Source organism: Streptomyces sp. SN-593 (genome assembly GCF_016756395.1).
Lineage (GTDB): Bacteria > Actinomycetota > Actinomycetes > Streptomycetales > Streptomycetaceae > Actinacidiphila > Actinacidiphila reveromycinica.
In genome coordinates this window covers 1,019,453-1,044,633 of record NZ_AP018365.1, presented here as the reverse complement: position 1 = coordinate 1,044,633, position 25,181 = coordinate 1,019,453, and the positions used below count along the sequence as shown (strand labels likewise).

Sequence of the window (25,181 nt, the reverse complement as noted above, 5' to 3'; positions counted from 1 at the left end):
TTCCTGGCAGGATGACGGCAGAGGGGAGTTGTTGCGGGGGATGCAGGAACCACGTCGAGGCCGTCCGCTCAGTCCGCTGAGGAACGACCTGGGCCCGGAGATGACCGCGTGGGCCAACCGGCTGCGGGAGTTCTACACCAGCCTCGGCATGACGCTCGGCGAGCTGGAACGCCTGGTGGGGATCGACGCCACGACGCTGTCGCGCTACCTCAACGGGCGCCGCCTGCCGGAGATCGCCTTCCTCGGCAAGCTCGACGACGCGGTCTTCAGCCGCACGCAGACCCGCATGCACAAGGACGTGCGGGAGTCGGTACGGGAGCTGTACCTCGCGGCCTGCCTGGTCCACGAGCCGCAACGGCACGAGGTCTACATGCTGCGCGACGCCCTGGCCCGGGCGGTGCAGCGGGCCGAGCTGGCCGAGGAGACCGTGTGGGAACTCCAGGCCGAACTCCACGCCGAGCAGCGGCGGCGGGAACTGGTGGAGAACAGCCTGCGGCAGCTCGAAGCGCGGACCGGACCGGCCGACGACGTCGACACCCTCCGGCGCGAACGCGCCCGCGCCCTGGCCGAACGGGACATGCTCACCGCGCTGATGGAGCAGCACTCGGCGGAACTGGTCTCGGCCATGCGGGAGCAGTACGCCATCGCCCAGGCGCGCGAGCAGCTCGCGACCGAGCTGCACGGCGCCGAACGGGTGCTGGACGAGCACCTGGAGAGCCGCTGGGGCAGTCCGGACGGTCCCGATCCCGGCCGGTCGCAGGAGCCGCGCCCGCCGAAGGCCGGGCGGTGGCGGCGACGGCGCGCGGGGACGCGCAGGCGGCAGCGGACGGACCTGGAGACGCTGCGCGCGCGGGCCGAGCACGCCGCGCGTGAACTGCCCCGCGTGGTCGGCCGGTTCTCCGCCGGGGACGTCCTCGACGCCGACCTCTCCTCGCTGCTGCCCCTTCCGGCGAGCACGTACAGCGACGACGACATCGCCCGCGTCGCCGCCGCCATGGACCTGGTGCTCCATGACGCCGTGCGGCTGGCGGGAGAGCAGGCGCTGCTGCGGGGCAACGTGAACGCGATGTTCACCAACCTCTCGCGCCGCAGCCAGGGCCTCCTCCAGCGGCAGATCTCCCTCATCTCCGAACTGGAGGAGCAGGAGGCCGACGCCGCCCACCTCGCGTCGCTGTTCAAGCTCGACCACCTGGCGACCCGCATGATGCGCAACGGGGAGAACCTGCTGGTGCTCGCCGGTGAGGAGCCCGGCCGCCGGTGGACCAGCCCGGTCCCGCTGGTCGACGTGCTGCGCGCCGCCGCGTCCGAGGTGGAGCAGTACGAGCGGATCGAGCTGACCTCGGTGCCGGCGGTCGAGGTCGCCGGCCGCGTCGTCACCGACCTCGTCCACCTGCTCGCCGAGCTGCTGGAGAACGCCACGTCGTTCTCCTCGCCGCAGACCAAGGTGCGCGTCACCGGCCACGCCCTTCCCGACGGCCGGGTGCTGATCGGGATCGACGACGCCGGGATCGGCCTGTCCGCGGAGGACCTGGCCGACATCAACGAGCGGCTGGCCGCCCCGCCGACCGTGGATGCCGCGGTCTCCCACCGGATGGGCCTGTTCGTGGTCGGCCGGCTGTCGCTGCGCCACGGCGTACGCGTCCAACTCCGCGGCAACGGCCACGGCGGCACCGAGGCCCTGGTCATGCTGCCCGTCGACGCCGTCCACGCGGAAGGGGAAGGCGCACCCGCCCCGGCACCCGCACCCGACGGCGCGGGGGACGACGCCGGCGGCGGCGCCGGGGGCGGCGGCTGAGGGGGTCAGCGGGTGGCCTCGGCGACCTCCTCGGGTCCGGGTTCGGGCCGGGGCGCGTCCGCGCGTCGGCGGGCTCGGCGTTCGGTGCGGGCGAGCACGAGGGTCGGCACGGCGGCCGCGACCGTGATCGCGAGCACCCAGACGAACGTGGTCCCGAAGCCGTCCGCCCGCCCGGCGGGTGTGGGGTGGCCGTGGAGCCGGCCGTTGAGGATGACGGTGAGCACCGCGGTGCCGATCGCGCCGCCGACGCGTTGGAGGACGTTGAGCTGCGGGGTGGCGTCGGGGATCTTGTCCGGCGGCAGGGCACGGTAGGCGGCGGTCATCGCCGGGATGACCGACAGGCCGAACCCGACGCCCCTGACCACCATGACCAGGCAGATCAGGGCGTAGGGGGTGGTGGCGGTCAGGAAGACGAACGGGAGGGTCGAGACCGCCAGGACGGCGGCGCCGGTGAAGGCGGTGATCCCGGCGCCGTAGCGGTCGGTGAACGGTGCCGAGAGCAGCGCGCCGAGTCCGGTCGGCGCGAGCAGGAGCCCGGCCAGGACCACACCGTCGCCGCGGACGGTCTGGAGGTACAGGGGCATCAGGATCATCCCGCCGAAGTTCGCGGCGCCGAGGGCGAACGTGGCGACCGACGCGGCGGTGAACGCGCGGCCGCCGTACAGCCGCAGGTCGAGCAGCGGCCGCTGCGCCCGCAGGGCGTGTGCGGCGAATCCGGCCAGGGCGGCCAGCCCGACCGGCAGGGCGACGGCGGCGGCGGTGTCCGGGCCGGCCGCGGCGCCGAGTTCCGCCAGGCCGTAGGTGACGCCCACGATCCCGGCGGAGGCCAGGACCAGGCCGGTCACGTCGAGCCGTCCCGCGCCGCCCCCCTGCACCTGCGGCTCCTCCCGGGGAAGGAGCCGGACGGCGAGCACGACACCGGCGACCCCGAAGGGGACGTTCAGCCAGAAGACCGCCCGCCAGTCGATGCCCTGGATGAGCAGACCCCCGACGGCGGGGCCGAGCGTCGGAGCGAGGATGATCGGGATGGCGATCAGGCTCATCACCTTCCCCATCTGCGCCTTGGAGGACTGCGCGGTCCAGATCATCGTGCCGACCGGCATGATCGCCCCGCCGCCGACGCCTTGCAGCGCCCGGCAGGCGATGAGCGTCCCGGCGGTCGGCGCGCACGCGCACAGCACCGACCCCACGGTGAACACCGCCAGCGCGGCGACGTACACCCGGGCGGCGCCGAACCGGCGGCCCGCCCAGCCGGTCGCCGGGATGACCGCCGCGAGGGCGAGCAGGTAGGCGGTCACCACCCACTGCACCGTCCCCAGCCCGGCGTGCAGGTCGACCGAGAGGGTGTGCAGGGCGACGTTGACGACCGTCGAGTCCAGGAAGGACAGGGACGCGCCGATCATCACCACCCCCACCGACCGGCGCAGTGCGGGGGAGAACGGTTCGGCGGGGGTGGTCATGCCCGCACCGCCCTCGCGCCGCGCGCCGCGTCGCTTCCGGCCGCCGCCGCGGCCGGCCCGTACCGCTCCACCGGGCCCCCGGCCCGGACCCTCACGTCGTTCATCAGCCACGCACTCCTCACGTCGGGTCACCCACGCTAGGCTGGCCGCTGTGCGCGTAGAGGCCAATGGATACCCCGAACCGGCCAACCCGGTGCGGCGGACCGCGAGCGGTGCGCCGGAGGGCCCCCGGCCGCCGGGCATGACGGACCCGCCGGTCGGTACGGAGCCGGTGGGCGGTACGGACCCGGTGGGCGGTACGGAGCCGCCGGTCGGTACGGACCCGCCGGGCGCGGGAGCGGTGTCGACGGCGGTCTCCCCCATCCTGTGCATCGACCGCGACATCGCCCGGGACCACGAACTGCTCCAACTGCACGCGCATCCCGAACCGATGCTCACGTGGAGCTCGACCGCGACGCTGATGGGGACCGTCGCCCGCCGTGACTGGCTCATCCCGCCCGGCTACGGGTTCTGGGTGCCCGGCGGCGTCGAGCACGCCGGCGCCGTGCTGCGCGCGGGGGAGATGCTGACCATCACCTTCGACGCCGACCGCTGGCCCCTGGACTGGACCGGGCCCACCTGCTTCGCCGTCGGCCCGCTGCTGCGCGAGATCATCACCCACCTGCACCGCGTCGCCCCCGACCACCACAGCCGTGCGGCCGCCGAGGCGCTGATGTTCGAGCTGCTCACGCCGCTGCCCGCGCACCACATCCAGGTCACGATGCCCGCCGACCCGCGGGCCCGCGCGGTCGCCGAACAGCTCGTCGCCCACCCGTCCGACCCGCGCGAACTCACCGCGTGGGCCGACCACGTCCACGCCGGCGTCCGCACCCTGTCCCGGCTGTTCCGCGCCGAGACCGGCCTCACCTTCGCCACCTGGCGCGCCCACGTCCGTATCCGGGCGGCCGTCCCGATGCTGGCCGACGGCACCTCGGTCAACGCCACCGCCCGAGCGGTCGGCTACCGCAAACCCAGCGCGTTCATCGCCGCGTTCCGCCGGGTCACCGGCCAGACCCCCGGCACCTACCTTCCCCTCGCCGCCGGCGACGCCGACGCGTAGCCCCCGAGGACGCGACGCCGCACCCCCGACGCCCCCGGGCCGCCCCCCTGGCGCCCGCGCGTTCGCTGTCCGGTCGCAGCGGCTCCGCCGTCGACCGCGGACGCACGGGACCGGGCCACGCCCTTGCGGGTGTGGCCCGGTCGGCGTCAGCGAAGGTCAGCCGGTGACCGCCGCGCTCGTGCTGGGGTTGTAGGTGGTGGCGCCGCTGTAGACGGCGGTGATGGTGTGTCCGGACAGTTGCGACGCGGTGGCGCTCACGGTCGCCTTCCCGCCCGCGAGCTTGACCGGCTTGCCCAGGTCGGTGCCGTCGACCTTGAACTGGACGGTTCCGGTGGGTGCGACGGGCTCGTCCGTGGCGGCGGAGACCGACGCGGTCGCCTTGGCGGTGTTCTTGGCGGTGGTGGTCGAGACGGTGGTCGTGGTGGCGCGGAAGTCGACCTTGGTCAGGAAGTCGCGCAGCGCCTGGCGCCAGAAGTCCCAGGTGTGGCCGCCGCCGGTGGTGTAGAAGGTGAAGGGCACCCCGGCGTTGAGCATGCCGACCCGCTCGGTGACGGCGGTGAGGGCGGGGAGGTTGCCGCCCAGGTCCTCCGCACCGATCCCGAGGTGGATGCCGAGGACCTGCTTGAGGGCGGGGTTGGTGTAGTCGGCGTCCAGGACCGGGTTGCCCGAGCCGTTGCCGACGACACCGGGCGCGCCGGCGGCGGGCGACCAGACGCCGTAGTAGCCGAACTCGGAGGTGTCGGTGAACAGGAAGTTGTTCGCCTGGGTCCCGTAGGCGGAGAGCCCGGCGAAGGACCGGTCGTTCGCGCTCGTGCCGACGTGGTAGTTCTTCTCGACGTACGGCAGGATCTGGTCGGCGACCTCGGAGGTGAAGCTGGCACCGGAGGTCAGGCCGCCGCCGTCGGGCATGACGATGACGGTCGGCTGCATCTTGCCGGTGCGGGTGAGGTTGTCGACGATCTGCTGCATCCGGCCCTGGGTCGACCAGTCCATCTCGTTGCCCCCGCCCCCGTGGGTGAGGACGAGCACGGGGTAGGGCGTCTTGCGCTTCGGGTCGTAGCCGGCGGGGGTGTAGACCGCGAGAGGGTGGGTCCCCGTGGCGGTGTTGGGGGTCGGATAGGCCACGTCCACGAGCTTGCCCCGCTGGCCGGCCGGGGCGTCGGCCTCCCAGGACGCGTCAGCGGTACCGGACTTGGGGTCGGAGGGCACGTAGACCTGGCTGTTCGCCTCGGTCGAGCCGGTGGTGGTGTTCCACGGCGGGTTCGCCGGGTCCGAGGTCCCCGTGCAGCCCTTCAGGGCGGGGGCGGCGGCGGTGCAGTTCGCGTAGTAGGAGTACGTGAACACGCCGGACGGGAGCGGTGTGGTGTAGGACCAGACCCCCGTCTTGGTGTCCTCCGTCATGCTGGCGACGGGCCAGTAGCCGCCAGGGGAGTTCGGCGACTCCAGCGGGAAGTCACCCGGCTTCCAGTCGGAGGGGGCGACCGGGTGCGCGTTGGAGGAGTCGGCCTCGACGCTCTCGAAGGACGCGAAGCCCCATTCGCCCTTGATCTGCATGGACGTCGCGGTGGGGGCCTTGATCCGGAAGGTGGCCTGGTATCCGGTCGGCCCCTTGCCGGTGTGGGTGACGGTGACCCCCAGCTTGGGGGACGCCGAAGGGGAGTTGGGGGTCTGTGCGCCGGCCGAGACCGGGACGAGGACGGCTGCCGCCACGGTGGCAGCGGACACCGAGAGGGTGACCCGTCGGGACATTCTGGGCACGTGTGCTCCTCGACGCTGAGGGTGGGGCCGCCGCTCCGTCGATCGCTCGGGTGGACGGAGCCGGCTGGGCCTGAGGGTGGCCACCGGCGTCGCTTCGCGTGTCTTCCCTTCACGAATCGAAACGACGGGTAAGCGCGCCGGAACGGAAAAGCATCCGCGCACCGGAACCCTGACACCCCCTCAGCAGACCTGTTCCACGGATCCGCCGGATGGTGACGCGATGCGCTCGTTCATATGTTGAATGCATATTTCTGTTTGGCGCACCACTTTCTAACCTGCTTGTAACCAAGGGTCAAGGCATCCCGCAGCAAAGATCGGACCGACGCCTCTTCCCGCCGACAGGGAGGGGATACGTGGGGCGGGTGGGACAGGATCGCGGCCTTGGGATCACGGGACGGCCGCTCCCGGGTCGGCGCGGGAGTGGCCTTTCCGGTGGGATCGAGTGATGCGGAGGCACTTGCGGGAAGGAGAATGATCTACTGCCTGGGAGGTTGTCATGGCGCGGGAGCAGATCGGACTGGTCGACATCCTGGCTGCGGCGGAGGACGCCGCTCCGGTGGGGTCCGTGGACGTGGTGGCCCGGAACCTGCGGGAGCGATTCGGCGCGCGGTACGTGTCGTTCCTGTTCGTCGACGTCGTGGGCCACAAGTTGGTGCGGGTCAGCGAGGCACCGGACACACAGGAGGGCCGCCGCGCGGAGCAGATCCCCCTGGCGGGCAGCGTGTACGAGGAGGTACTGCGCTCCCAGGAAGTGGTCGAGGCGGAGGACAGCGGAGGCGGCCGGCGGGTACTGGCCCCGGTCACCAACCGGGGCGACACCCTCGGCGTGCTGGAGCTGACCCTTCCCCACCCCAGCCCCGAGGCGGTCGCACACGTCGCGGAGGCCGCCCACGCGCTGGCGTACATCGTCGTCACCGACGGCCGCTTCACCGACATCTACCACTGGGTCCAGCGCACCACCACGATGAGCCTGGCCGCCGAGATCCAGCGCCAGCTACTGCCGTCGGCCCCCTCCTGCGAGGCCGCCGAGTTCGCCCTCTCCGCCGCCCTGGTCCCCGCCGACTCCATCGCCGGCGACACCTACGACTACGCGCTCGACCGCAACACCCTCCACCTGTCCGTCACCGACGCGATGGGCCACGACACCGACGCCTCGCTGATGGCCACCCTCCTGGTCAACGCCTCCCGCGGCGCCCGCCGCGCCGGAGCCGACCTCGCCGAGCAGGCGCGGCAGGTCCACCAGGCCATGCTCGACCACGGCCGCCGCACTTTCGCCACCGGACAGCTCATGCGCATCGCGCTGGACGGCACCGGCGCCCACCTCGTCAACGCCGGGCACCCCTGGCCGCTCCGCCTGCGCGACGGTGTCGTCGACGAGATCCACCTGGACGCCGACCTTCCCTTCGGGGTCAACCCGGCCCACCCGCGCGACCCCTACCGGGTCCAGGACATCGACCTGCGCCCCGGAGACCGGCTGGTGCTGTACACCGACGGCATGCAGGAGCGCCGGGCGAAGAGCGTCGACCTGCGCGGTCTGGTCCGCGACACCGCCACCGACCACCCGCGGGAAGCGGTCCGCACGCTGACCGCCGCGGTCATCGACGCCTGCGACGGGCACATGGAGGACGACGCCACCGTGATCTGCCTGGACTGGCACGGCCCCGACTCCGGCACCCGCCACGCCGAAGCAGGAGCCGACGCCTGACCGCGAACGGCCGCGGGAAGAGGCCCGGCGGCACGTTCTTCGGGTAGGCCGTCCGGAGGGTGCCGCGCCAGTGAGGGCTTGGCGGCGGGCGAGGAGGCGTCCCGGCGCGATGGTCGTCGTCGGATGGTCTGCTGTCGTCCGGGCGCTGTCAGCTGTCAGCGTCGGTGGCGTTGCTCCCGCGTTTGCCTTCCAGGACCACGACCGGGCAGTTCAGGGCTGCGGCGATCTTGAGCAGGTTCGCGGGTGTGGCGTTGCGCCGGCCCGATTCGATCTCTCCCATGAGCTGTTCGGAGATGCCGATCCGGGCGGCCAGGGCTCGTTTGGTCAGGCCCGCTTTCTCACGGGCCCAGGTGACGGCCTCGGGTTCCTGGCAGAGCCTTCTGGGCCGGGCCCGGGAACGTGGTGGCATCGCTGCTCTCCCTGCGGGTTGATCGAGTGGACACGTTGTCTGGTCAGGACTTGCCGTCGCGGAGGGTGCGGAGGTGGTTGAGGGTTTCGGTGGGGGTGAGGGCGGTGTCGCGGAGGGTGTCGTAGGTCTGGCGGAGTTGTTCGATGTCGTCGGGGTCGTCGGTGGTGTGTCCGGTGAGGGTGCTGTGGGCGTGGGCGAGGGTGCGGCCGACGCGGAAGGAGAGGAGTTGGATGGGGCCGCGGGGTTCATGGTGCGGGTGTCCTGTTCGTGGTCGGGTGGGGGAATCGGGCCGCGGCATGGGGGAGGCGGCCGTCGGGCAGTCGGGCCTGACCGGGGCGGTGCCGGGCCGGCGTCGGTGGGGGTACGCGGAGATGGCGGGGCGGTTCGTCCAGGTCCCAGCTGTGGGCGCCGGGGTGTCCGGCGAACTCGCTGCACGCCTCGTGGCGTGAACGAGGTCCGGGGTTGGTGCCCGCTCCGGCCACGGGCGTTGGCCGTGAGTCCGTCACGCCCGGCGGGGAGTGGAGGGGACGTGGTTGCCTGCTTGACTCGGCATGGCCGGAGCGGAGATCGGCGGCGGTGGTGGCCTGGGCTACGTGATCGGAGACGGGTGCCAGTCGATCGGCACGTGTTCAAGGAAGCTGCGGCGGTCCTGCAACCAGAGGAGTGCCTGCTCGTACTCGGTGTCGTTCGTGCTGACGGAGGACCGGTCCACGGTGACGATGCCCTGCGCGCGTGCGCCGCGGAGCAGGCGGAGCGCTTGGTTCCAGGCGGGGCGCTCGTTCGGTTCGGTCATGCCGCAGTCGTCGAACGCGGCGCCGGCGATACGCCAGCCCTTCTCGGCGGCGTACATCCTCGCGCGCTCCAGAGACGCGGTCGGCTGCCTCCCCGCCGTCGTCAAGGCGTACAGCACGACGACGAAGGGTTCGCCACTCCGGCTCACCGCGTGCTCGACCGTGGCCCGTTGCAGCGCGGCGAGCCAGTCGGGGCTTCCGGAGGAACGACGGGCCTGGGCACGGGCCGCGGACCGCAGCACGGCTGACGATGAACTCGGTGCCGCGCGCTTCTGGTTGCTGCCGTCGTCTTGGCGTTCTGACCTTTGAACAACGACCGTCATGCCGACCTTCCCTCCTTTGTGGTCGAGCGGCCGCCCATACGGGATGAAGCCGCCATCTCGGACCGTCAGTCCTGGGACTGCGATTGACTGGGCGTCTTGAAAGGAGGCGCACATGACGTCGAAGTGGCGAGAGCTCGCGGATCGTCTGGCGAAGCAGATCCGGAACGGCGAATACCAGCCGGGACAGCCGTTGCCGCACATCCGCACGCTTGTCGAGGCAGGCGAAGGGTCCAAGTCCACGGTCCACATGGCGTACAAGGCTCTGGAAGCGGAAGGGCTCGTCACGTCGTCGCGCGGCCACGGCACGGTGGTGCGGCATCGGACGCCGCTCAAGCGACTCGGCATCGCGCGGTACGACAAGGCGAAGTGGCGGGATGGCGACGAGGTGGCGTTCATTGCCGACCGGGTCGCATCGGGCCGTCCGTACCACCGGGGCGAGCAGACGCAGACGGTGAGCCGAGTGGAGGGAAGCCACCTGGTCACCAGTGCCCTGGGGCTTCCTGACGGAGCAGAGGTGTACGCCCGCGCCCGGCTCGTCAAGGAAGGCGACCAGCCGACGCACACCCTGACCAGCTACTACCGCCCCGAGCACGTCGAAGGCACGCGCATCGTCGATCCCAGTCCAGGTCCCGCCGGCCGTGGCGGCGGCTTTCGCGTGCTGTTCGACGCGGGGTACGAGATCGACCGCATGCGGGAGCGGATCTTCGCTCGGATGCCCACGGCCGAGGAGGCGGACCTGCTGAGCCTTCCCGCAGGCGAGCCCGTGGTGGAACTGCACCGGACCACGTGCACCGCGGACGGCACGGTGGTGGAGTTCGCCGTCGGGGTTCACGCCGCGTCCCGGTTCTCATGGGAATACGACTTCCAGGTGCCGGACTCGGCGCGGGACGGGGAACGGGCGTGACCGCCCAACCGCCGGTGCGCGCGGACGTCCTGCTGCTGTGGGACTACCTGCGGATGCACCATGTGCCGCGGCCGTGCTCGGTTGTTATTGCGCTGGGCAGCCACGACCTGACCGTCGCGGACACCGCGGCCGACCTCTACGCGCGCGGGATGGCCCCGCTCGTGGTGATGACCGGCGCCACCAGTCCGACGTCGGCGGCCCGTATGCCCCGAGGCGAAGCCGTGCACTACCGCGAGCGCGCGCTCGACCGGGGCGTACCGGACTCTGCGGTCCTGCTGGAACCGGAGGCGAGGAACACGGGGGAGAACATCACGAAGTCCCGGGAACTCCTGGCCGCCAACGGCGTCGAGGTGGCGTCAATCCTCCTGGTCAGCAAGCCCTACGAGGAGCGGCGCGCGTACGCGACACTGCGCAAGGTGTGGCCGTCGGTGGACGCCGTCTGCGCGTCGGTGCGCCTCTCGTACGACGACTACGTGTCCGCCATCGGCGACGAGGACATGGTCATCGCGATGATGGTCGGCGCGACGCAGCGGATCATGATCTACCCCGCACGGGGACTCACCGTCGAACAGCCCGTTCCGACCCAAGTGCGTGCCGCCTACGCCCGTTTGCGTGACCACGGTTTCACCGGGCGCCTGGCCCGCGACGAGACGGAGTAGGTCCAGCCGCACGGCGGCGCCGCGTCGACAGACGGGGCGTTCATGCCGCGCTGAGCCGCACGCGGTGCGGTGTTCGTCCGATGGCCGGCCCGGGACGCTCGCCGGTTCCGACGTTCCGGAGAGCGGGTACGAATCCGACCGGTATCTCGATACTGGCGGGCCACCGCCCAGCGATGCGGACAGCGGCTCCACGGGTTCGTTGTCCGCATCGATGACCAAGGGGGAAGCAGTGCCGCAGAAGCCCAAGCCTCTGGACGACTCCACGTCGCTCCGTGCGTGGTTCGGAGGGGAACTGCGCAACTGGCGTGTGACCAGAGGGCTGTCGAGTGCGGCACTCGGACGGTTGGTGCACGTCAGCGGCGGCAAGGTGGAGCGTATCGAGAAGCAGGAGCGCCCGTGCGACGCGGCGCCGGCCGCCCGTTTCGATCATCGACGGAGCGATCGCCGGTGACCTGGACTACCTGTTGGAATAGGCGACGAGTCGTCGCAGGAGCGGCCACCGGCCTCGGAAAACGGGGCAATCCGCTACCACGGTCCCGCTTCGTCGGGCGGAATCGGGCCTGCGTCGGAAGCGCCTTACCGGCGCGGGAGGGGCCGACAGTTCTGGAAGGCGGGGTGCCGGAGGCGCCGGGGGAGCCGCCCGCGGAATCGTCGGGTGCGGGCGGGGCGGGGCGGGGCTGGGGCGGGTGGGTGGCGGCTGGACTCTGGGGATCGCGGCCGGCCCTCCCGGCGGGGTGCGCGCCGGGAGGGGCCGGGAGCGGGGGTCAGTACGTGTAGAAGCCCGCGGCGGACTTGCGGCCGAGGCGGCCCGCGTCCACCATCCGCTGGAGGATCGGCGGAGCCGCGTACAGCGGCTCCTTGTACTCCGAGTACATCGAGTCCGCGATGGCGGCCACCGTGTCCAGGCCGATCAGGTCGGAGAGCTTGAGCGGGCCCATCGGGTGGGCGCAGCCCAGCTCCATGCCGTTGTCGATGTCCTCCCGGGTGGCGATGCCGGACTCGTACATGCGGATCGCCGAGAGCAGGTAGGGCACCAGGAGGGCGTTGACCACGAAGCCGGAGCGGTCCTGCGCGCGGATCGGGTGCTTGCCGAGGACGTCGGTGACCAACTCCTCCGCGCGCTTGAGGGTCTCGCTGCCGGTGGTGAGCGCGGGGATCACCTCGACCAGCCGCTGCACGGGGGCCGGGTTGAAGAAGTGGATGCCGACCACCTGGTCGGGGCGGGAGGTGGCCACCGCGAGCCGGACCAGCGGGATGGAGGAGGTGTTGGACGCGAGGATGGCGTCGGGACGGGTGACCACCTGGTCGAGCGTCTTGAAGATGCCCAGCTTCACCTGCTCGTCCTCCACCACCGCCTCGATCACGAGGTCCCGGTCGGCGAGATCGGCGAGGTCGGTGGTGTAGCTGAGCCGGTGCAGGGCCGCGTCCCGCTCCTCCTCGGTGAGCTTGCCGCGCTCGGCCGCCTTGCCGAGGGAGTTCGCCAGCCGGGCGCGGCCCAGCTCCAGTGCCTCGCCGGTGGTCTCGGCGACCCGGACGTCGAGCCCGGCCTTCGCGCACACCTCGGCGATGCCCGAACCCATCTGGCCCGCGCCCACCACTCCGACGCGCTGGATGTCACTCACTCGTCCGCCTCCCGACCGCCGGCCGTGTCCGGCCCCGACGCTGCTTGCCGTGCCCTGGCTCGTACCTGATCGCGTACCGGACAGACGTTACCGCCCAGCAGGACCCGCGGGCCCCGCACCCGGTGATTGCGGTGGACTGGACCATTCGGCGGTTGCCGCCACCGACCGGGACCACCATCATCGGCGGATCTGGACGGTAGATCAGGAGGACGGCATGGACCCACTCTCCCGCAGGACGTTCACCGTGGCGGCCGCCGGAACGCTGGCCGCGGCCGCCGCGGCCGCCGCGGCCGGCACCGCACAAGCCGCCGCGTCCGCCGCGCCCGCCACCGCCGATCCGGCGCGGCCCGCACCGGCCGCACCCACCGCGCCGCCCCCGCGCGGCGCCGGCGCGACCGGCCCGCACCACCCGCCCACCGCCCGCCGCGAACTGCGCGGCATGTGGATCGCCACCGTCGCCAACACCGACTGGCCGTCCGCGCCGGGCCTGTCCCCCCGGGAGCAGCGCGCCGAGCTGACCGACCTGCTCGACCTCGCCGTCGAGCGCCGGCTCAACGCCGTGATGTTCCAGGTCCGCCCGACCGCCGACGCGTTCTGGCCGTCGCCCTACGAGCCGTGGTCGCAGTACCTGACCGGAACCCAGGGCCGCGATCCGGGCTGGGACCCGCTGGGCACCGCCGTCCGCGAGGCGCACCGCCGCGGCCTGGAACTGCACGCCTGGTTCAACCCGTACCGGGTCGCGATGACCGACGACCCCGGCACGCTCGCCCCCACCCACCCGGCCCGGCTGCACCCGGAGTGGGTGCTGCCCTACGGCGGCAAGCTCTACTACGACCCCGGGCAGCCGCAGGTCCGCCGCTTCGTCGAGGACGCGATGCTCGACGCGGTGCGCCGCTACCCGATCGACGCCGTGCACTTCGACGACTACTTCTACCCGTACCCGGTCGCCGGCCAGACCTTCGCGGACGACGCCAGCTACGCCCGCCACGGCGCCGGCTTCCCCGACCGCGACGCCTGGCGGCGGCACAACACCGACCTGCTCGTCGCGGAGACGGCCGCGCGCATCCGGCGGGTGCGGCCCGGCACGCAGTACGGCATCAGCCCGTTCGGCGTGTGGCGCAACGCCGCCACCGACCCGCTCGGCTCGGCCACCCAGGCGGGCGTGCAGACCTACGACGACCTGCACGCCGACACCCGGGGCTGGGTCAGGCGCGGCCTGCTGGACTACATCGCCCCGCAGGTCTACTGGAACATCGGCTTCGCCGCCGCCGACTACGCCGTGCTGGTGCCCTGGTGGTCCGACGTCGTGGCCGGCACCCGGGCGAAGCTCTACGTCGGGGAGGCGCTGTACAAGGCGGGTGCGGCCGGCCAGCCCGCGCAGTGGCAGGATCCGGCGGAGCTGTCCCGCCACCTGACCTTCGACGCGGACCACCCGCAGGTGCGCGGCAACATCTACTTCTCCGCGACGCAGGTCGCCGCCGATCCGCTGGGCGCGATGTCCGAGGTGGTCGCCGAGCACTACCCGACGAGGGTGCGCACGCCGTGAGGTGACGCGCCGGCACATCCCGTCCGGCGGACGCGTGACGGGTCGTCATGTGCCGTCCCTGGCGGGCGATGTCACCGCCGGGTCGTGGTCCGATCACGACCCGGCTGCGGGCAGATAAACGGTTCGTAGGACGATCATGTCCGCTGCTACGTTCTCCCCGTGGCGAAACTCAATCAGATCATCGCAGTCGAGAAGGGCGCCAAGTCCAAGGCCCATCACGAGCTGGCGGCCGCGCAGCGCGACGTGCTCAAGCCCGCGCTGCTGTCCGGCATCGCCAGGACCTACCAGCCCAAGGACGAGGAAGGCGAGCAGTTGCCGCCGGAGTCCACCCGGGTGCAGGTCCAGGCCGAGCAGGTGCTGCGCTCCGCGACGGTCACCCTCAGCCGGCTGTTCGACGTGACCGCCACCAAGGACTGGGCCAACTGCGAGGCGCGCGCCGACGTCACCGTCGACGGCCGCGTACTGGTGGCCGACGTGCCGGTGACGTACCTGCTCTTCCTGGAGAAGCAGCTCGTGGAGCTGGCGCAGTTCATCCGCCGGCTGCCGGTCCTCGACGCCGCCGAGGCGTGGAACCTGGACGCCTCCACCGACGCGTGGAAGACCGAGCCGGTGCGCACCATCCGCACCCGCAAGGTGCCGCGCAACCACGTGAAGGCCGAGGCGACCGAGCAGCACCCGGCGCAGGTCGAGGTCTACTACGAGGACATCGCCGTCGGCTACTGGACGACCGTGAAGTTCTCCGGCGCGCTGCCGGCCCGCCGGGTCAACGAGCTGCTGGAGCGGGTGGAGAAGCTCCAGCACGCGGTGCAGTTCGCCCGTGAGGAGGCGAACGGCGCCGAGGTCGCCGACCGGCGGGTGGCGGACGCGGTGTTCGGCTACCTGCTCGGGTCGTAGCCCCCCAAGTTCCCTCCGCCTGCGGGCGGAGGGGCCCCTCCGCCGGCGTGCGGAGGGGTGCGCCAGGAGCGCAAAGCTGAACCTGAAGCTCGTCGTGAGGCGGCGACCGCGCGAAGCGGCGCCGCACTGAACCTCAGACTCTCGCTCCAGACTCAGCATGTGCCGTCGACCGTCGGCCCGTCGCCTCGGGCACAAGGCCCGCGAATTGCCGGTTCGACTCCGGCCCGCCGCTCTCGTGCGGCGGTAGTGACAAAGGCATCACGCGCGGGATGAAGCTCACCCGGGGTGTTCGCAGGGGCCGGCGGCAGCAGGAGGCGGCAGCCAGGGGACCCGGGGCCAGGACACGGCCCCGGTCCCCGCCATCACGCGGCCCTGCGGTATCACGCGGCCTTGCGGTCGAGCCAGTCGCCGTAGCGGGTCGGCGCGAGCCGGGCGCCGAGGTCGGTGAGGACGTCGCCCCTGACCGCGCCGAACATGCCCGCGTCGGGGTCCGTGACGACCGTGCGCGGGTCCGACCGGTGGGCCAGGGTGAGCCGGCCCAGCTCGTCCAGCGCGAAGACCTCCGGTCCGGCGACGTCGAGGACCCCGCCGATCGGCGCGCCCGCGGCCACGTCGGCCACCGCGGCGGCCACGTCCGCGGCCGCGATCGGCTGGATGGGCGTGGCGGGCAGCCGCACCGTGTCGCCGTCGGCGGTCCAGGACAGGATCGCGTCGACGAACTCCATGAACTGCGTCGCCCGGACGATGGAGTAGGGCACCGGCCCCGCCTTGAGGACGTCCTCCTGGAGCGTCTTGGCCCGGTAGTAGTCCAGCTCCGGCACCTGGTCCACGCCGACGATCGAGAGGACCACGAAGTGCCCCACGCCGTTGCGCGCGGCGGCGGCGACGAGGTTGTCCATCGAGGTCCGGAAGAAGGCCGGGGAGGCGTCGTCGAAGGTCGGGGAGTTCGTCAGGTTGACGACGACCTCGGCCCCGGCCAGGGCCTCGTCCACCCCCTCGCCGCTGATGACGTCCGTGCCGGTGGACAGCGCGTGCGGTACCGCGTCGTGTCCGGCGTCCTTGAGTCGGGCGACGACCTGGGAACCGATCAGCCCGGTACCGCCGATGACCGCGATCTTCATGACATGCCTTCCGTCGGGGTGTCGTGCCGGACGCGCCGAGGCGCACCGGTGCCGGCGAACCGGCCCGCGGTGAACTCGGACACCTTCTGTCCGGGACTATACGCGGATATCGCGCATCCGAGTAACCATGGAGACGGGACGGGGCGAGGCGTGCACCGAGTGGGCCCCCTGAGCGGGCTGGTTAGAGTGATCAGGTGAAGATGTCCGGCGGAGTCGAGTGGGCCCTGCACTGCTGCGTGGTGCTCACCTCAGTGCGGGAGCAGGTCCCGGCGACCCGGCTGGCGGAACTGCACGACGTCTCGGCGAGCTACCTGGCCAAGCAGTTGCAGGCGCTGTCCCGCGCCGGCCTGGTGCGCTCGGTCCAGGGCAAGGCCGGCGGCTACGTGCTCACCCGCGAGCCCGCCTCGATCAGCGTGCTCGACGTGGTCGAGGCCGTGGACGGCCCCGAGCGCGCCTTCACCTGCACGGAGATCCGGCAGCGCGGCCCGCTGGCCACCCCGCCCGAGTCCTGCGCCGTGCCCTGCGCGATCTCCCGCGCGATGTCCGCCGCGGACGCGGCCTGGCGGGCGTCGCTGCGCGCCGTCTCGATCGCCGACCTCGTCGCGGGCATGAACGCGGACTACGGGCCGGACGCGTTGCCGGTCTTCGGCGCCTGGCTGACCGGCCCGACCGCCGGCTGACAGGTCCCCGGCCTGGGCTGCCGGGTCACCGGCCGCCCGTTGCCCGGTCACCGGCCGCCCGCTGCCGGGTCCCCGGCCGCCGGTTGACCGGCCTCCGGCCGACGGGCTCGTCCACCGGCCGAGCGGTCCCCGACCGCGGGCGGGCCGCCGGCCGCGCCCCGATACGCTGGGCCCACGATGCACCGATTCAGCTCGCCGTGGGGCGACCTCGACCTGACCCGCTACCCGGACGAGCCGCGCGAGCAGCTCCGGGCCTGGGACGCCGCCGACGCGTACGCGCTGCGGCACCTCGCCGACAGCGGCACGGCGGCGGCCGCGCCCGGAGCCACCGCCGTCGTCGGCGACCGCTGGGGCGCCCTGACCACCGCGCTGGCCGTCCACGGCGGCACCCGCCCCACCCTCGTCACCGACTCCTACCTCGGCCGGCGGGCCGCCGAGGCGAACCTGCGGCGCAACGCCCCCACCGCCGCGGCCGACCTGCGCACCACCCGCGACGAACCGCCCGCGCGGGTGGACCTGCTGGTCGTCCGGGTGCCCAAGAGCCTCGCCCTGCTGGAGGACCAGTTGCACCGGCTGGCACCCGCCGTCCACGCCGGCACCACCGTGCTCGGCACCGGCATGGTCAGCGAGATCCACACCTCCACGCTCCGGCTCTTCGAGCGGATCATCGGCCCGACCACCACGTCGCTGGCCGTGCGCAAGGCCCGGCTGGTCTTCAGCACGCCCGAGCCGGGCCTCGCCCGCGGCGCCAACCCGTGGCCGCTGCGGTACGCCCTGCCCGACGGGATCGGCGCCATGTCCGGGCGCACCGTCGTCAACCACGCCGGCGTGTTCTGCGCCGACCGGCTCGACCTCGGCACCCGGCTGCTGCTCGCGCACCTGCCGGAGCGCACCGGTCCGGACCGGGTGGTGGACCTCGGCTGCGGCAACGGCGTCCTCGGGACCGCGGCCGCGCTCGCCAACCCGGACGCCGACGTGCTCTTCACCGACGAGTCCTACCAGGCGGTGGCCTCCGCGCGGGAGACGTTCCACGCCAACGCCGTGCCGGGGGCGACGGCGCGGTTCGCGGTCGGCGACGCCCTGACCGCGCTGCCGCCCGGCAGCGCCGACCTGGTGCTGCTCAACCCGCCGTTCCACTCCCACCGCGCCACCACCGACGCGGCCGCGCGCCGCATGTTCGGCACGGCGAGCGCCGCGCTGGCCCCGGGCGGCGAACTCCGGGTCGTCGCCAACCGCCACCTCGGCTACCACGTGCGCCTGCGCCGGCTCTTCGGCAACTGCGACGTGGTCGCCGCCAACCCGAAGTACGTGGTGCTGCGCAGCACCACGTAGCGCGGCCGCGCGCTGCGGCGCGTCCGCCGCGCCGCGTCCGCCGGGGACGCCCGGGATGCCCCGGGGACGCCCCAGGGGTATGCGGGGAGGCCCGGGGACGCTCGGGGGTGCCGCCGCCCGGACGAGCGGCGGCACCCCGTCAGCGGATCAACCGAGCGACGAGACGGCCGCGTTGAAGGTGGCCGACGGCCGCATGACGGCCTTCGCCTTCGCCGGGTCGGGCTGGTAGTAGCCGCCGATGTCCGCCGGCGAGCCCTGGACGGCGACCAGTTCGGCGACGATCGTCTCCTCCTGCTCCGTCAGCGTCTTCGCCAGCGGCCCGAACGCCTCCGCGAGCTGCGCGTCGTCGGACTGGCCGGCCAGCTCCTGGGCCCAGTACAGCGCCAGGTAGAAGTGGCTGCCGCGGTTGTCGATCCCGCCGACCCGGCGCGACGGCGACTTGTCCTCGTTGAGGAAGGTGCCGGTGGCGCGGTCCAGGGTGTCGGCGAGGACCTGCGCCCGCGCGTTCCCGGTGGTCTGCGCGAGGTGCTCGAAGCTCACCGCGAGCGCCAGGAACTCGCCGAGGCTGTCCCAGCGCAGGTAGTCCTCCTTGACGAGCTGCTGCACGTGCTTGGGCGCGGAACCGCCCGCGCCCGTCTCGAAGAGGCCGCCGCCGTTGATCAGCGGCACCACCGACAGCATCTTGGCGCTGGTGCCCAGCTCCAGGATCGGGAACAGGTCGGTGAGGTAGTCGCGCAGCACGTTGCCGGTCACGGAGATGGTGTTCTCGCCGCGGCGGATGCGCTCCAGCGACAGCTTCGTCGCCTCGACCGGGGACAGCACCCGGATGTCCAGGCCCTCGGTGTCGTGCTCGGGCAGGTACGCCTCGACCTTGGCGATCAGCGCCGCGTCGTGGGCGCGGTCGGCGTCCAGCCAGAAGACGGCCGGGTCGCCGGTGAGGCGGGCACGGGTGACCGCGAGCTTCACCCAGTCGCGGATCGGCAGGTCCTTGGTCTGGCACATCCGGAAGATGTCGCCGGCCGAGACCGCCTGCTCCAGCACCGCGGTGCCGTTGCCGTCGACCACCCGGACCGTACCGGTGGCGGCGATCTCGAAGGTCTTGTCGTGGCTGCCGTACTCCTCGGCCTTCTGCGCCATCAGGCCGACGTTGGGCACCGAGCCCATGGTGGCCGGGTCGTAGGCGCCGTGCGCGCGGCAGTCGTCCAGCACGACCTGGTAGACGCCCGCGTAGCTGCTGTCGGGCAGCACCGCGAGGGTGTCGGCCTCGTTGCCGTCCGGGCCCCACATGTGGCCGGAGGTGCGGATCATCGCGGGCATCGAGGCGTCCACGATGACGTCGCTGGGCACGTGCAGGTTGGTGATGCCGCGGTCGGAGTCGACCATCGCCAGCGCCGGGCCGTCGGCCAGCTCCGCGGTGAAGGACGCCTTGATCGCGTCGCCCTCCGGCAGCTTCTCCACGCCGGACAGGAGCGCGCCCAGGCCGTCGTTGGGGGTCAGCCCGGCGGCGGCGAGCGCGGCGCCGTACTCGGCGAAGGTGTTCGGGAAGAAGGCGCGCACCGCGTGGCCGAAGATGATCGGGTCGGAGACCTTCATCATGGTCGCCTTGAGGTGCACCGAGAACAGGATGCCCTCGGCCTTCGCCCGGGCCACCTGCGCGGTGAGGAACTCGCGCAGCGCGCCGACCCGCAGCACCGACGCGTCCACGACCTCGCCGACCTGCACCGGCACCGACTCGCGCAGCACGCTGGTGCTGCCGTCGTCGCCGTGCAGCTCGATCCGCAGGCTGCCCGCCTCGGAGATCACCGCGGACTTCTCGGTGGAGCGGAAGTCGTCGGCGCCCATCGTCGCCACGTTCGTCTTCGAGTCGGCCGACCAGGCGCCCATGCGGTGCGGGTGGGCCTTGGCGTAGTTCTTCACCGCGGCGGCGGCCCGGCGGTCGGAGTTGCCCTCGCGCAGCACCGGGTTCACCGCGCTGCCCTTGACCTTGTCGTAGCGGGCGCGGATGTCGCGCTCCTCGTCGGTCTTCGGGTCGTCCGGGTAGTCCGGCAGCGCGTAGCCCTGCTCGCGCAGCTCGGCGACGGCCGCCTTGAGCTGCGGGATCGAGGCGGAGATGTTCGGCAGCTTGATGATGTTCGCCTCGGGCCGCTGGGCCAGCTCGCCCAGCTCGGCCAGCGCGTCGTCGATCCGCTGGCCCTCCTCCAGGTACTCCGGGAAGCCGGCGATGATCCGACCCGCCAGCGAGATGTCCCGGCTCTCGACGGTGACCCCGGCGGTCGAGGCGTACGCCTGGATCACGGGCAAGAACGAGTACGTCGCCAGGGCCGGGGCCTCGTCGGTGTGCGTGTAGATGATGGTCGAGTCAGCCACCGGTTGCTCTCCGTTCCAGTCTCCAACATTGCTTGATATCAAGATATCCCGTTGCCGGGTCGTCCTCGAACAAGCCCCCGGTTTCGGCGCCCCGTCCGCCCCGCCGGCGACGACCGCCGACGGCGCCGGGAACCGCCCGGGGCGGTGACCTGCTGCGATCGTCATTGCATAAAAACGCGTCTGTCCGTATAGTCATGCCGTCGAAGGAGGAGCCGATGACGGTACGGGTGGCGGTGGCCGGAGCCAGCGGGTACGCCGGCGGGGAGGTGCTCAGACTGCTCGTCGGGCACCCCGAGGTCGAGATCGGGGCGCTGACGGGCAACAGCAACGCCGGGCAGCGGCTGGGCGCGCTGCAACCGCACCTGGTGCCGCTGGCCGGCCGGGTGCTCGCGGAGACCTCCGCGCAGGAGCTCGCCGGCCACGACGTGGTCTTCCTCGCGCTGCCGCACGGCCAGTCCGCGGCCGTCGCCGAGCAGCTCGGCGAGGACGTGCTCGTCATCGACATGGGTGCCGACTTCCGGCTCACGGACGCCGCCGACTGGGAGCGGTTCTACGGGTCGGAACACGCGGGTAGCTGGCCGTACGGGCTGCCCGAGCTGCCGGGCGGCCGCGCCGCGCTGGAGGGGTCCAAGCGCGTCGCGGTGCCCGGCTGCTACCCGACCGCCGTCTCGCTCGCCCTGTTCCCCGCCTACCTGGCCGCCCTCGTCGAAGCCGAGGCGGTGGTCGTCGCCGCGTCCGGCACCTCCGGCGCGGGCAAGGCGCCCAAGCCGCACCTGCTCGGCTCCGAGGTGATGGGATCCATGACCCCTTACGGCGTCGGCGGCGGCCACCGGCACACCCCCGAGATGATCCAGAACCTCAGCGCGGTCGCCGGCCGCCGGGTCGGCGTGTCCTTCACGCCCACCCTCGCGCCCATGCCCCGCGGCATCCTGGCGACCTGCTCCGCCAAGGCGCTCCCGGGCGTCGGCGCGGCCGAGGTGCGCGCGGCGTACGAGAAGGCGTACGCCGGCGAGCCGTTCGTCCACCTGCTGCCCGAGGGGCAGTGGCCGGCGACCGCCTCGGTCTACGGATCCAACGCCGCGCACGTCCAGGTCGCCCACGACCCGGACGCCGGGCGGGTCATCGCGATCAGCGCGATCGACAACCTGGCGAAGGGCACGGCGGGCGGCGCCGTGCAGAGCATGAACATCGCCCTCGGGTTCCCCGAGGCCACGGGACTTTCCACGATCGGAGTGGCGCCTTGAGCGTGACGGCAGCGAAGGGGTTCACGGCGGCGGGCATCGCCGCCGGGATCAAGGAGAACGGCAACCCGGACCTGGCCCTCGTGGTCAACACCGGGCCGCGCCGGGCCGCCGCGGGTGTCTTCACCTCGAACCGGGTGAAGGCCGCCCCGGTGCTGTGGTCGGAGCAGGTGGTCAAGGGCGGCGAGGTGACCGCCGTGGTGCTCAACTCCGGCGGAGCCAACGCCTGCACGGGTCCGAAGGGCTTCCAGGACACGCACGCGACCGCCGAGCGCGTCGCGGAGGTGCTGGGCCACGGCGCGGGCGAGGTCGCCGTCGCCTCGACCGGCCTGATCGGCGTGCCGCTCCCGATGGACAAGCTGCTGCCGGGCATCGGCGCGGCCGCCGCCGAACTGTCGGAGCACGGCGGCGAGAAGGCCGCCATCGCCATCAAGACCACCGACAGCGTGCACAAGACCGCCGTCGCCACCGGCCCGTCCGGCTTCACCGTGGGCGGCATGGCCAAGGGCGCGGGCATGCTCGCGCCGGGCCTGGCCACCATGCTCGTGGTGCTCACCACCGACGCCGACGTCGAGCCGGGCACCCTGGACACCGCCCTGCGGGACGCCACCCGGCGGACCTTCGACCGGATCGACTCCGACGGCTGCATGTCCACCAACGACACGGTGCTGCTGCTCGCCTCGGGCGCGTCCGGCACCGTCCCGGAGTACGACGAGTTCGCCGAAGCCGTGCGCGCGGTCTGCGCCGACCTGGCCCGGCAGCTGATCGGCGACGCGGAGGGCGCGAGCAAGGACATCCGGATCGAGGTGGTGCACGCCGCGACCGAGGAGGACGCCGTCGAGGTGGGCCGCTCCATCGCCCGCAACAACCTCCTCAAGTGCGCCGTGCACGGCGAGGACCCCAACTGGGGCCGGGTGCTGTCCGCGATCGGTACCACCTCCGCCGCCTTCGAGCCCGACGCGCTCGACGTCGCGATCAACGGCGTGTGGGTGTGCCGGGCCGGCTCGGTCGGCGAGGACCGCGAGCTGGTCGACATGCGCTTCCGGGAGGTCGTCATCACCGCCGACCTCGCCGCCGGCGACGCGTCCGCCGTGATCTGGACCAACGACCTCACGGCCGACTACGTCCACGAGAACAGCGCGTACAGCTCGTGACCACCGCCGACCCCCGCCCCGGGGGAACCCCGCGCAAGCACACCGCGCTGCCGAAGGCGCAGGTCCTGATCGAGGCGCTGCCCTGGCTGACGCGGCACCACGGCAGGACCGTGGTGGTGAAGTTCGGCGGCAACGCCATGGTCGACGAGGCGCTCAAGGCCGCGTTCGCCCAGGACGTGGTGTTCCTGCGGCACGCCGGGCTCAAGCCGGTCGTCGTGCACGGCGGCGGCCCGCAGATCAACGCCCAGCTCGACCGGCACGGCCTGGTCAGCGAGTTCAAGGCGGGTCTGCGGGTCACCACGCCCGAGGCGATGGACGTGGTCCGGATGGTGCTCGCCGGCCAGGTGCAGCGCGAACTGGTCGGCCTGCTCAACCGGCACGGCCCGCTCGCGGTCGGCCTGACCGGCGAGGACGCCCACACCATCAGCGCCGTCAAGCACCGCCCGACGATCGACGGCGAGGCGGTGGACATCGGCCGGGTCGGCGAGATCACCGCGATCGACACCGGAGCCATCGAGGCGCTGCTCGCCGACGGCCGCATCCCGGTCGTCTCCTCGATCGCCCGCGCCGAGGACGACGGCCACATCTACAACGTCAACGCCGACACCGCCGCCGCGGCGCTGGCCGCCGCGCTCGGCGCGGAGACGCTGATGGTGCTCACCGACGTCGAGGGCCTGTACGAGGACTGGCCGAACAGCGACGACGTGATCAGCCGGCTCACGGCGAGCGAGCTGGAGAAGCTGCTGCCGGACCTGTCCAGCGGCATGGTGCCGAAGATGGAGGGCTGCCTGCACGCCGTGCGCAACGGGGTGCGGACCGCCCGCGTCATCGACGGCCGGGTGCCGCACTCGATCCTGCTGGAGATCTTCACCGACGAGGGCATCGGCACGATGGTCGTCCCGGACCCGGACCCGGTCGGTACAGGCCCGGACCCGGTCGGTACAGGCCCGGACCCGGTCGGTACAGGCCCGGACCCGGTCGGTACGGGCCCGGACCCGGACCGTACGGGCCCGGACGCCGCCGGCCCCGCCCTCCCCGCCGCATCCGCCGGCACCGCAACCGACAGCACGGCAACCGCGGACACGTCCGCAGAAGGGGGAGCACGGTGACCGCCAACGAGGAGCTGGCCCAGCGCTGGCAGGGCGCGCTGATGAACAGCTACGGCCTGCCCCGGGTGCCGCTGGCGCGCGGCGAGGGCGCGCGGTTCTGGGACGCCGACGGCAAGGAGTACCTCGACTTCCTCGGCGGCATCGCCACCAACGCCCTGGGCACCGCCCACCCGGCCGTGGTCGAGGCCGTGACCCGGCAGATCGGCTCGCTCGGCCACATCTCGAACCTCTTCCTCGCCGAGCCGACCGTCGCGCTCGCCGAGCGGCTGATCCAGCGCGCCGGGCGGCCGGGCCGGGTGTTCTTCACCAACTCCGGCGCCGAGGCCAACGAGGCGGCCTTCAAGATCGGCCGGCTCACCGGCCGCACCCACGTCGTGGCCGCGCAGGGCGCCTTCCACGGCCGCACCATGGGCTCGCTCGCGCTCACCGGCCAGCCCGCCAAGCGCACCGCCTTCGAGCCGCTGCCCGGCGACGTCACCCACGTCCCGTTCGGCGACACCGACGCGCTGCGCGCCGCGGTCACCACCGACACCGCGATGGTGATCCTCGAACCCATCCTCGGCGAGTACGGCGTCGTGGTGCCGCCGGAGGGCTACCTCCGCGCGGCCCGGGAGATCACCGCGGCCACCGGGACGCTGCTGGTGCTCGACGAGGTGCAGACCGGCGTGGGGCGCACCGGCCACTGGTTCGAGTGCCACGCGCAGGGTGTCGAGCCCGACGTGATGACCCTGGCCAAGGGGCTCGGCGGCGGACTGCCGCTCGGCGCGGCGCTCGCGTTCGGCCGGGCCGCGGAGCTGATCACCCCGGGCAGCCACGGCACCACCTTCGGCGGTAACCCGGTGGCCTGCGCCGCCGCGCTGGCCGTGCTGGACACCATCGCGGCCGAGGACCTGCTCGACAACGTCAAGCGGCAGGGCGAGAAGCTGCGGCAGGGCGTGGAGGCGCTGCAACACCCGCTGGTCGATCATGTGCGCGGTGCGGGCCTGCTGATCGGTATCGTGCTCACCGAGCCGCTGGCCGCCAAGGTCGAACGCGCGGCGCAGCACGCCGGGTTCCTGGTGAACGCGGCCGTTCCCGGGGTGGTCCGGCTGGCGCCTCCGCTCGTCGTGGGCGACGCGGAGACCGACGCGTTCCTCCGGGCGCTGCCCGGTGTGCTCGACGAGGTGTACCGGGCCGCTGAGGCCGACCGATCCGGAGAATGACGGAGATCCG

At 72.7% G+C, this 25,181-nt stretch carries 21 protein-coding genes and 1 pseudogene; 14 read left to right on the top strand and 8 right to left on the bottom strand.

What is annotated here, in order from left to right:
- Positions 1-40: 40 nt before the first annotated feature.
- The gene (locus RVR_RS04415; protein ID WP_237404567.1) at positions 41-1,795 is read left to right on the top strand and encodes an ATP-binding protein; all 1,755 of its coding nucleotides are present in this window, start codon (positions 41-43) and stop codon (positions 1,793-1,795) included.
- 5 nt (positions 1,796-1,800) lie between these two features.
- On the opposite strand, the gene RVR_RS04410 is transcribed toward RVR_RS04415, so the two are convergent.
- A complete protein-coding gene (locus RVR_RS04410) occupies positions 1,801-3,255 on the bottom strand; it encodes an MDR family MFS transporter (protein ID WP_202232582.1) in 1,455 nt (484 codons plus the stop codon).
- Between the two features lie 151 nt (positions 3,256-3,406).
- On the opposite strand from RVR_RS04410, the gene RVR_RS04405 reads away from it, so the two are divergent.
- On the top strand, positions 3,407-4,354 hold the full coding sequence (locus tag RVR_RS04405; RefSeq protein WP_237404566.1) for a helix-turn-helix domain-containing protein: 948 nt from the start codon (positions 3,407-3,409) through the stop codon (positions 4,352-4,354).
- A gap of 156 nt (positions 4,355-4,510) precedes the next feature.
- Here the strand turns inward: RVR_RS04405 and RVR_RS04400 are convergent, their stop codons facing one another.
- A complete protein-coding gene (locus RVR_RS04400; RefSeq protein WP_237405230.1) occupies positions 4,511-6,103 on the bottom strand; it encodes an Ig-like domain repeat protein in 1,593 nt (530 codons plus the stop codon).
- A gap of 505 nt (positions 6,104-6,608) precedes the next feature.
- Between RVR_RS04400 and RVR_RS04395 the strand changes: the two genes are divergently transcribed.
- Positions 6,609-7,817 (top strand): PP2C family protein-serine/threonine phosphatase, encoded by a 1,209-nt coding sequence (locus tag RVR_RS04395; protein ID WP_202232580.1) that lies wholly within the window; start codon positions 6,609-6,611, stop codon positions 7,815-7,817.
- 148 nt (positions 7,818-7,965) lie between these two features.
- On the opposite strand, the gene RVR_RS04390 is transcribed toward RVR_RS04395, so the two are convergent.
- The 3 genes from RVR_RS04390 to RVR_RS04380 all read right to left on the bottom strand — a co-directional run bounded on the left by RVR_RS04390 (position 7,966) and on the right by RVR_RS04380 (position 9,340).
- A complete protein-coding gene (locus RVR_RS04390; RefSeq protein WP_202232579.1) occupies positions 7,966-8,226 on the bottom strand; it encodes a helix-turn-helix transcriptional regulator in 261 nt (86 codons plus the stop codon).
- A gap of 43 nt (positions 8,227-8,269) precedes the next feature.
- Complete coding sequence (locus RVR_RS04385) at positions 8,270-8,524, bottom strand: Scr1 family TA system antitoxin-like transcriptional regulator (RefSeq protein ID WP_202232578.1); 255 nt, start codon at positions 8,522-8,524, stop codon at positions 8,270-8,272.
- A 291-nt stretch (positions 8,525-8,815) separates the two neighbouring features.
- Positions 8,816-9,340 carry a hypothetical protein gene (locus tag RVR_RS04380; protein ID WP_202232577.1) on the bottom strand — a complete coding sequence of 175 codons (525 nt, stop codon included), beginning with the start codon at positions 9,338-9,340 and terminating at the stop codon, positions 8,816-8,818.
- A gap of 112 nt (positions 9,341-9,452) precedes the next feature.
- Between RVR_RS04380 and RVR_RS04375 the strand changes: the two genes are divergently transcribed.
- The 3 genes from RVR_RS04375 (at position 9,453) to RVR_RS04365 (ending at position 11,354) form a co-directional block, all read left to right on the top strand.
- Entirely contained in the window at positions 9,453-10,244 is a 792-nt protein-coding gene (locus RVR_RS04375; protein ID WP_202232576.1) for a GntR family transcriptional regulator, read from the top strand.
- A 53-nt stretch (positions 10,245-10,297) separates the two neighbouring features.
- Positions 10,298-10,903 (top strand): YdcF family protein, encoded by a 606-nt coding sequence (locus RVR_RS04370; protein WP_237405229.1) that lies wholly within the window; start codon positions 10,298-10,300, stop codon positions 10,901-10,903.
- 211 nt (positions 10,904-11,114) lie between these two features.
- Complete coding sequence (locus RVR_RS04365; RefSeq protein WP_237404565.1) at positions 11,115-11,354, top strand: helix-turn-helix domain-containing protein; 240 nt, start codon at positions 11,115-11,117, stop codon at positions 11,352-11,354.
- A gap of 313 nt (positions 11,355-11,667) precedes the next feature.
- Here the strand turns inward: RVR_RS04365 and RVR_RS04360 are convergent, their stop codons facing one another.
- Entirely contained in the window at positions 11,668-12,525 is an 858-nt protein-coding gene (locus tag RVR_RS04360) for a 3-hydroxybutyryl-CoA dehydrogenase (protein WP_202232573.1), read from the bottom strand.
- Positions 12,526-12,739: 214 nt separating this feature from the next.
- Here RVR_RS04360 and RVR_RS04355 point away from each other — a divergent pair, with 214 nt between their 5' ends.
- A complete protein-coding gene (locus RVR_RS04355; RefSeq protein ID WP_202232572.1) occupies positions 12,740-14,071 on the top strand; it encodes a glycoside hydrolase family 10-like protein in 1,332 nt (443 codons plus the stop codon).
- A 159-nt stretch (positions 14,072-14,230) separates the two neighbouring features.
- Positions 14,231-14,965 (top strand): DUF7873 family protein, encoded by a 735-nt coding sequence (locus RVR_RS04350; protein WP_202232571.1) that lies wholly within the window; start codon positions 14,231-14,233, stop codon positions 14,963-14,965.
- A gap of 380 nt (positions 14,966-15,345) precedes the next feature.
- On the opposite strand, the gene RVR_RS04345 is transcribed toward RVR_RS04350, so the two are convergent.
- Positions 15,346-16,086, bottom strand: coding sequence for an SDR family oxidoreductase (locus RVR_RS04345; RefSeq protein WP_202232570.1), 741 nt, complete (start codon positions 16,084-16,086; stop codon positions 15,346-15,348).
- 200 nt (positions 16,087-16,286) lie between these two features.
- Between RVR_RS04345 and RVR_RS04340 the strand changes: the two genes are divergently transcribed.
- Both RVR_RS04340 and RVR_RS04335 read left to right on the top strand, forming a co-directional pair.
- Entirely contained in the window at positions 16,287-16,766 is a 480-nt protein-coding gene (locus RVR_RS04340; protein ID WP_202238376.1) for an Rrf2 family transcriptional regulator, read from the top strand.
- A 177-nt stretch (positions 16,767-16,943) separates the two neighbouring features.
- Positions 16,944-18,098 carry a methyltransferase gene (locus RVR_RS04335; RefSeq protein WP_202232569.1) on the top strand — a complete coding sequence of 385 codons (1,155 nt, stop codon included), beginning with the start codon at positions 16,944-16,946 and terminating at the stop codon, positions 18,096-18,098.
- 147 nt (positions 18,099-18,245) lie between these two features.
- On the opposite strand, the gene RVR_RS04330 is transcribed toward RVR_RS04335, so the two are convergent.
- A complete protein-coding gene (locus RVR_RS04330; protein ID WP_202232568.1) occupies positions 18,246-20,465 on the bottom strand; it encodes an NADP-dependent isocitrate dehydrogenase in 2,220 nt (739 codons plus the stop codon).
- A 215-nt stretch (positions 20,466-20,680) separates the two neighbouring features.
- On the opposite strand from RVR_RS04330, the gene argC reads away from it, so the two are divergent.
- The 4 genes and pseudogenes from argC to RVR_RS04310 all read left to right on the top strand — a co-directional run bounded on the left by argC (position 20,681) and on the right by RVR_RS04310 (position 25,171).
- Complete coding sequence (gene argC / locus RVR_RS04325; protein ID WP_202232567.1) at positions 20,681-21,709, top strand: N-acetyl-gamma-glutamyl-phosphate reductase; 1,029 nt, start codon at positions 20,681-20,683, stop codon at positions 21,707-21,709.
- Positions 21,706-22,860, top strand: coding sequence for a bifunctional glutamate N-acetyltransferase/amino-acid acetyltransferase ArgJ (gene argJ, locus RVR_RS04320; RefSeq protein WP_202232566.1), 1,155 nt, complete (start codon positions 21,706-21,708; stop codon positions 22,858-22,860). The genes argC and argJ overlap by 4 nt, the downstream gene beginning before the upstream one ends.
- A pseudogene (gene argB, locus RVR_RS04315) lies at positions 22,857-23,765 on the top strand (acetylglutamate kinase); the annotation flags it as partial. The gene argJ and the pseudogene argB, both read left to right, overlap by 4 nt.
- Before the next feature lie 245 nt (positions 23,766-24,010).
- The gene (locus RVR_RS04310; RefSeq protein ID WP_237405228.1) at positions 24,011-25,171 is read left to right on the top strand and encodes an acetylornithine transaminase; all 1,161 of its coding nucleotides are present in this window, start codon (positions 24,011-24,013) and stop codon (positions 25,169-25,171) included.
- The last annotated feature ends 10 nt before the right edge of the window (positions 25,172-25,181 follow it).